This window comes from Haliscomenobacter sp., assembly GCF_040403615.1.
GTDB lineage: Bacteria > Bacteroidota > Bacteroidia > Chitinophagales > Saprospiraceae > Haliscomenobacter.
The window spans coordinates 1-5,877 of sequence record NZ_JBBAKG010000191.1 but is presented as its reverse complement, the minus strand read 5'-3'; the positions used below and the strand labels follow the sequence as shown (position 1 = coordinate 5,877).

Below are 5,877 nucleotides of genomic sequence, written 5' to 3'. Positions count from 1 at the left end.
TTAATTCCCCGTCATGATCATTGGCGCGTTTTTGCCATCAATGACAATGATTTTGGCGTTGGAAGAGCCTGCCAGTTCCTTCTGGGCCTTGATTTTCTCGTACTGCAACAGTTTGTCGGTCAGGGTAGAGGTCAAGATGCGCTGGTAGTCAGAAATACCCTGTGCTTCTACACGCTTGCGATCGGCTTCCTGGCGTTCTTTGTCCAGGATAAAGCGCATTTTCTGCGATTCCTGCTCTGCGTTGATTTTGGACTCAATCGCCGCCTTTACAGACTGAGGCAAATTGAGGTTGCGGATCAACACTTGTTCCAAAGAAAATCCACGCTTGGTAAATTCCTTCTCAACGGCGGTAAACAAGCGCTGCTGGAATTCCTCCCGTTTGTTGGAGTACAAGGCCACAGCATCGTAATTGGCCGCCAAATCGCGAATTTTCGTACGCACAATCGGACGCACTACCACTTGGGTGTAGTCTTCGCCAATGGTACGCAGGATGGTGGGCGCTTTATCGGAAGTAACCCGATACAACACGGTGAGGTCAATCACCACTTCCAGACCATCTGCTGAGAGTACCCGGATCGCATCATCACCCAGTTGATCTCCTTCGTCGTGGATGGCCGACATGGTGTAGTTGCGCGTTTTGACGTCAAATTTGATGACCGTCATAATGGGGTTTACCACGTTGAGTCCTTCGGTGAGTACTTTGCCCTGGATTTTGCCAAACAAGCTCTGTACGCCCACCGAACCAGCGGTAATCTGTACAAAGCAAGAGGAAATAATCCCGAGTACAATCAATGCAAAGCCGATCATGTAACCAATGCGCCCCAATTTGTTGAGGTTTGGACTGACATTCGACATTACATTGAGTACAATGATGGCAATAATGCCAAAAGTAATGAGAACCATAGTTTCAGTGTTTTAAGTGGGATCAATGTAGGTGTAGATCCCTGCATTTGCAAGGATGTTGGAGGAAGATAAGCACAATTGCGATAAAACCATAGAAATCATCGGTAGAAATGAAAAACCGCCAAAAAGCACGGGAGTCTCCTTGGCGGTTGCATTTAAGGGTAAAGTTTGTCGTGATACTAAGTCTGACGCAAAAAATTACTTCCCGATTTTTTTAGAGGGTTTTGAATAGAAAGCTCACTTGAAATGAACCGTTCGACTTCCTATTCAAAACCCAAAATCGGGAAGGTAATTTTTCTGCTTTGCTAAGGGAAATACTTATCTATTATGGATAATATTTCTTGAGAAATTTGCATTTGAACCTTTTTCATTGCATTTGAATTTTCAGATACAAGAGATCTTTCATTGTTTTGTTCTCCTGAAATTTCATAATTGGCCCAGCCATTCTGAGTAACTTCCTGATCGATCATTTCCTCAAAAATTATTCTATTTAATCGAACATCTGTAGCCCTCATCACCAACTTTATCCTGGCACTATTTTGAGGCGTTTCATTAAATAGCGGTTTAGTAGAAGATTGACAGTATTCTTTTAATTCAAAATCAATTAAAATAGGAACATTGGAAACTGGGGTTTTGAGTTGAATGTCGCTTAAAAAACGGGTTTGAATACTGCTTTCTTCACTTGAAAAACGATCTATTAATGCACAGTTTTTTGAATTTTTACACTGTTCAACAACTCTTTTTAATATAAAATACAAAGGTGAATGTTGATTATTCTCATTTAATTCATCTCCAATAAATAAATTAAACGCAGGAGATTGTATTTCCAAATCTTGTTTTATACTATATCTACTATCCTTAAAATCTCGATCTATTGACTTGCTTTGGACTATTTTATCTTTATTGTTGACATCATTTGGATAAATGGGTCCGGGCACGACTGGAGGCCGCAAGGCATGGCCAGGAGGAGAAGCGCTGTGTTGCTTGTTCAATCCAGGATTAGCAGGGGTATACCTTTCCACTCCCGAAACTGTACGGGAAGATGGAGGCATACCATACCATAGGCAAGAAGCGACCAGCAGCGCAATGGCTGATGCTTTAATTGTTTTTAGTTTTTCAAGCGCCTTTTTGTCGGCATCTCGGACGATTTGCGCTTTTTTAGGATCAGTTACAGGGACAATAGGTGTTTTTGGCTCCTTCAGTTTATCCTTGTCAGCACTGATGTTCAGATTAGAGTGAGCTTTTTGCATATGGCTGAATGTGTGGTTTTCTCATGATGCTTCTTCAAAAAGGATGTCAAAGACTTTGTCTTTGGCCTTGATGAATAAATCAGTAATTGCTTCAGGTGTGGTGCACAACTGTTGGGCCAATTCCTGAATCGGCATTTGGTTGTGGATGCCCTGAAACACCAATTGTTCGCGAATGTCCAATCGGCCTACAAAGAGATCCTGGAGTTTGGGCATTTTGAGTTGCTCATTGGCATACACTCCGCCGATGATTTCCAGCAATTCTTTGTGGTGCTCTGGGGTACCGAATTTTTTCAAGATGTTCTCCGAGAGGGCGTAGTACATGTTGCGGTACATCTTCATGTACATCAACACCTCCGAAAAATCCTGGAGCAAATCGTCCAAATTCAGTTTCGAAACAATGTTTTTGTCCAAAACATTCCTGGCTTCCTCTTTTTCTTGCAAAAGAGTGTCGATGTCTGTATTGAAATAGCGCGAAAGGGCATACAAAACATCAAGCTTAGGAAAAGAGCGCTCATTTTCGTACGATGCCAGTGCAGTTCTGGAAACCTCGATACCTTCTTTTTTCAAAGCCAATACCAATCCTTCTTGTGTAAACGCACGGCCTTCTCGCAGGCGAATCAGATTCCCTGCGAGATTCTTTTTTAACATCTCTTCCGACATTGGTCTAGTATTTTGGTCTAGCTTTACTTAGTGTTGTTGCCCTGTACGAATAAATGGAATGGATTGTTGTAAATCCAATTTTTCTGTCACAAATAACGGTTAAAAATAACAAACAAGCAAGTTTCGATGACAAAATATGTCGGTAAAGTTGCTAAAACGATCTCTTTGGTATTTTAGTGAACATTTCTCTTGGATTTTGTCAAATTTGATTTACCTTTGCAGCACAGTTTTTTACTACCGACATGACATTGGTTCTCGTGCCCTAAGTAAAACTAAATCCCCAGTACCCTGGTAGTTTTGATTGAGGTCGTCATAAATGGGACAAAAACCCCTGGGTTTTGGTTCGATTTATGTTCGACCTCAATTTTTTTAGAGAAAAACCTGTAATTTGCGTTTCCTTTTTCGGTTTGCGGTTGTATCTTTGCATGCGCTAAAAAAAGCTCTAGCGCAATTACAGAAATGGGTGATTAGCTCAGTTGGTTTAGAGCGCTGCTTTGACAGAGCAGAGGTCACAGGTTCGAGTCCTGTATCGCTCACGAATTTTATACTTTTTTTCGGGATGTAGCGCAGCCCGGTAGCGCACACGCCTGGGGGGCGTGGAGTCGCAGGTTCAAATCCTGTCATCCCGACAATTGATTTTCAACGGCTTACGCGATGATTTTGCGTAAGCCATTTTTTTTGGTAGTGATATGGTGCAGAAAAATGTTGATTAAATGTAAGAGATTAAGGGATTTACCTCCCACCCTCAGGATTTGATTTCTCCATCTACATGAGATTATTCCTTATCTTTACTATATGAAAAAACGCTTCAACGTCACGGGGGTCTGTTTCCCAACGGAACATTACATGGCTGATTCCTCAGCCAAATATGCCCGTATTTTGGCGATGGTGGAGCAAGGGGATTATTTCACCATCAATCGGCCAAGGCAGTATGGGAAAACTACTGCCTTGTTTCAGGTAACAGAAACACTCAATGCTTCAGGCAAATATTTGGCTCTGCGTACCAGTTTTGAAGGAGCGGGAGATCTTCCTTTTGAAAATGAAGCATCATTGAGCAAGGTATTTTTAGATTTGGTTGCTAAAGCTTGCAAAAGGGCCGATAAAAAACTTGCGGAGTGGATTTCCGAGCAAGAAGCTTTGGTAGACTCCTTTAGCAATCTATCGGATACAATCAGCCTTTTGGTTGAAAAATCCGAGCGAAAAGTGGTCCTCCTCATTGATGAAATAGACAAAAGCAGCAACAACCAGTTGTTTGTCAGTTTTTTAGGACTGTTGCGCAATAAATACCTCGAGCGTACTGAAGCGCCTACCTTCCACTCCGTCATCCTTACTGGCGTTCACGATGTAAAAACCCTCAAACTCAAGTTGCGCCCAGGTGAAGAGCAGAAATACAACTCGCCCTGGAACATTGCCGCTGACTTTGAGGTAGACATGAACTTTCAGCCCACGGAAATACAGCCCATGCTGGAGGAATACGCGCAGGATCGCGAGGTGCTTGTGGATGCTCAGGCCGTGGCTGAACGCCTGTTTTATTACACCGCTGGATATCCTTTTTTGGTGAGTAAGTTGTGCAAAATTTTTGATGAAAAGTTGTTGCCGCTAAAAGAGGAAAAAGCATGGACGGTAGCAGATGTAGATCTTGCAGCCAGCCAGTTGCTGCGCGAGTCCAATGTCAATTTTGATGAACTCATCAAAAACATCCGCAACAACCCCGATTTATACAAGCTCATTGAACGCATGCTCATTGAGGGACAAGAGCTCTCCTTTGATCCCCACGCTGATTTGATCAACCAGGGTTTGGTTTATGGCATTTTTGCCAAACAAAACTACCGACTGGTCATTCACAACCGGATCTACCGCGAGGTAATCCTCAATTACATGAGCGCCAATGCTGAGCACACTTCCAATATAGCAGGACGGGAAAACGCCGATGCCTATTGTATGCCCGGCAATCGTTTCAACATCAGCAAAGCCCTCCTGAAGTTTCAGGAATTGATGAAGGCGGAATACCACCAAAAAGATCGCGAATTCCTGGAGCGCCAGGGTCGCCTGGTCTTTTTGGCCTTCTTGAAACCCATCCTCAATGGGCATGGCCACGCCTTTAAAGAACCACAAATTTCGGAGGAAAAACGCCTGGATATCCTGATTACCTACTACCAACACCAATACGTGATCGAACTCAAGTTGTGGCGTGGCCAGCAGGCTCACGAAAATGGACTGGATCAACTGACGGGTTATCTTGATAGTCTGGACTTGGATGAAGGCGCGCTGCTCATTTTTGACCACAAGGGGCTCAAGGATTGGAAGGTTGAGGACGTGGTTTGGAAAGGGAAGAAGGCGTTGGTGGTTTGGGTGTGAGGGAGGTAGCGCAATTTTGCAGGGCTACTATGCCCCCTTTTCCATTTGTAAAAAATCAATTTCCTCTGTATATTTGGGGAAATCAATCAAGATTATGAGTACAAGCATCATAGAAGAAGTAGCAAAACTGACCAGACTCGAGAAAATTGAGCTGGCCCGTTTCTTGTTTGAAGAAATTGCCAATGAAGAAGCCGAGGATGATTTCGAACTTTCGGACGAACAAAAGGCAGACTTAGATCAAGCTTGGGCAGAAATTGAAAACGGAACAGCCGAGCTATTCACCGGAGAAGAAATCAGCAAAGAACTTAAAGAAAAATATGGCATTACAGTTTCGATTCCGTAAAAAAGCCAAAATTGATCTCGCCGAAGCAGTGGGTTGGTATGAAGAACAAAGTCCGGGTAAAGGGCAAGAATTCACAGAGGGTTTTATAAAGACGCTTCGAAAAATTCAAGCTAATCCAGATACCTACCGCAAAGTATATCAAGACTATCGAAGGGTACAGTTTGATAAATTTCCTTACTATTTGATCTATAAGGTAGGTAAAAAGGTAATCTATATCTTGGCTGTCTATCACAACAGGCGAAACGATACTTGGAAGAAGAGAGTTCGCTGATTTTTTCTTTTCAATTGCAAAGCCTGAACAGCACAATAATCCATGCCAGAATCCATCATTTCCCCACTCGGTCTTTCCGCCACGGCCCTCCT

General features: G+C 43.0%; 6 protein-coding genes and 2 tRNA genes. 5 read left to right on the top strand and 3 right to left on the bottom strand.

Features of this window, described 5'->3' with window-relative positions:
- The 3 genes from ABW391_RS28330 to ABW391_RS28320 all read right to left on the bottom strand — a co-directional run bounded on the left by ABW391_RS28330 (position 1) and on the right by ABW391_RS28320 (position 2,813).
- On the bottom strand, positions 1-903 hold the full coding sequence (locus tag ABW391_RS28330; RefSeq protein ID WP_353485272.1) for a prohibitin family protein: 903 nt from the start codon (positions 901-903) through the stop codon (positions 1-3).
- A gap of 305 nt (positions 904-1,208) precedes the next feature.
- The gene (locus ABW391_RS28325) at positions 1,209-2,153 is read right to left on the bottom strand and encodes a hypothetical protein (protein WP_353485271.1); all 945 of its coding nucleotides are present in this window, start codon (positions 2,151-2,153) and stop codon (positions 1,209-1,211) included.
- A 21-nt stretch (positions 2,154-2,174) separates the two neighbouring features.
- Positions 2,175-2,813: a helix-turn-helix domain-containing protein gene (locus tag ABW391_RS28320; protein WP_353485270.1), complete on the bottom strand. Its 639-nt coding sequence runs from the start codon at positions 2,811-2,813 to the stop codon at positions 2,175-2,177.
- 461 nt (positions 2,814-3,274) lie between these two features.
- On the opposite strand from ABW391_RS28320, the gene ABW391_RS28315 reads away from it, so the two are divergent.
- The 5 genes from ABW391_RS28315 to ABW391_RS28295 all read left to right on the top strand — a co-directional run bounded on the left by ABW391_RS28315 (position 3,275) and on the right by ABW391_RS28295 (position 5,785).
- Positions 3,275-3,349, top strand: a tRNA-Val gene (locus ABW391_RS28315).
- A 19-nt stretch (positions 3,350-3,368) separates the two neighbouring features.
- Positions 3,369-3,442: transfer RNA gene (locus ABW391_RS28310), tRNA-Pro, on the top strand.
- A gap of 217 nt (positions 3,443-3,659) precedes the next feature.
- The gene (locus ABW391_RS28305) at positions 3,660-5,171 is read left to right on the top strand and encodes an AAA-like domain-containing protein (protein ID WP_353485269.1); all 1,512 of its coding nucleotides are present in this window, start codon (positions 3,660-3,662) and stop codon (positions 5,169-5,171) included.
- A 94-nt stretch (positions 5,172-5,265) separates the two neighbouring features.
- Entirely contained in the window at positions 5,266-5,514 is a 249-nt protein-coding gene (locus ABW391_RS28300; protein ID WP_353485268.1) for an addiction module protein, read from the top strand.
- A complete protein-coding gene (locus ABW391_RS28295) occupies positions 5,489-5,785 on the top strand; it encodes a type II toxin-antitoxin system RelE/ParE family toxin (protein WP_353485267.1) in 297 nt (98 codons plus the stop codon). Before ABW391_RS28300 ends, ABW391_RS28295 begins: the two co-directional genes overlap by 26 nt.
- Positions 5,786-5,877 lie beyond the last annotated feature (92 nt).

What these genes read in the sequence shown, in the direction of transcription:
- ABW391_RS28300 (WP_353485268.1), top strand. Translation starts at nt 5,266, where the DNA reads ATGAGTACAAGCATCATAGAAGAAGTAGCAAAACTGACCAGACTCGAG.
- ABW391_RS28305 (WP_353485269.1), top strand. Translation starts at nt 3,660, where the DNA reads ATGGCTGATTCCTCAGCCAAATATGCCCGTATTTTGGCGATGGTGGAG.
- ABW391_RS28320 (WP_353485270.1), bottom strand. Translation starts at nt 2,813, where the DNA reads ATGTCGGAAGAGATGTTAAAAAAGAATCTCGCAGGGAATCTGATTCGC.
- ABW391_RS28330 (WP_353485272.1), bottom strand. Translation starts at nt 903, where the DNA reads ATGGTTCTCATTACTTTTGGCATTATTGCCATCATTGTACTCAATGTA.
- ABW391_RS28295 (WP_353485267.1), top strand. Translation starts at nt 5,489, where the DNA reads ATGGCATTACAGTTTCGATTCCGTAAAAAAGCCAAAATTGATCTCGCC.
- ABW391_RS28325 (WP_353485271.1), bottom strand. Translation starts at nt 2,153, where the DNA reads ATGCAAAAAGCTCACTCTAATCTGAACATCAGTGCTGACAAGGATAAA.